The organism is Gilvimarinus sp. 1_MG-2023 (assembly GCF_030548285.1).
Map to the genome: position 1 here is coordinate 1 of NZ_JAUOSC010000031.1, position 999 is coordinate 999.

The following is a 999-nucleotide window of genomic DNA, read 5'->3' on the forward strand; positions in this document are numbered from 1 at the left end:
GCCATGCCTTGTAAACGGGCACGATCCTTATCCAGCAAGCCTATTGTTTGTTGTAGCCACTCTGGCGTCAGATCCTTCTGTTGACAGATCAGTGCGGCCTGATTGTTTGCCAAATAACCGGCATTGATGGTTTGATGATCATCGACCGCATAAGGGAACGGCACAAAAATCGCCGCTTTACCGACCGCCGCAACTTCCGATACCGTCAAGGCACCAGAACGACAAATCATCAGATCGGCCCAGCCATAAGCCGCCTCCATATCGTCAATAAATGCAGAGACGTCTGCGACCACATCACTGGCAGCATACGCCGCCAGCATACGCTCAGCATCCCGCTTGCCAACCTGGTGGCGCAAGTTCGGCCGCCCAGCCGCTGGCATCGCTTGCCAACAAGCCAGGACGGCATCGTTCAGGGCCGACGCACCAAGACTGCCGCCCACCACCAGAATATTCAAAGGGCCAGACAAGGGCACGGCACGGGCTGGTAACTCGACCAGTTCACGACGTACCGGATTGCCCACTGTCATCGCGCCGGCCAGAGCACCGGGAAAGGCCTGCAAACTCAAGTGCGCGATACGGTTAAGCCAGCGGTTGGTCATTCCAGCAATTGCATTCTGTTCATGGATCACCAGAGGCACTCCGGCAAGCCGTGCTGCCACCCCTCCTGGGCCGGCAATATAACCACCAAACCCCACCACGATATCGGCCTTGATGGCACGAATAACCGCCCGTGACTGCCAGGTTGCCAGGGCAATACGCCAGGGGGCCATCATCAGACCCTTGATGCCTTTGCCACGCAAACCTCGAATATTCACTGCATGCAGCGGGTACCCTGCAGCAGGAACCAGATTTTGTTCCATGCCATAAGGTGTTCCAAGCCAGTGAATCACATAGCCTTGTGCTACCAGAGCACGGGCAACCGCCAATGCCGGGAACACATGTCCCCCGGTACCAGCAGCCATAATCAGGGCCACTTTGCTACGACTGGATCCTGAAGGC

General features: G+C 57.0%; 1 protein-coding gene. It reads right to left on the reverse strand.

Going from position 1 to position 999, the window contains the following annotated elements:
- The coding region (gene murG / locus Q4563_RS15465) for an undecaprenyldiphospho-muramoylpentapeptide beta-N-acetylglucosaminyltransferase (protein WP_303605085.1) at positions 1–962 on the reverse strand (962 nt) is incomplete at its 3' end.
- Between the last annotated feature and the right edge of the window lie 37 nt (positions 963–999).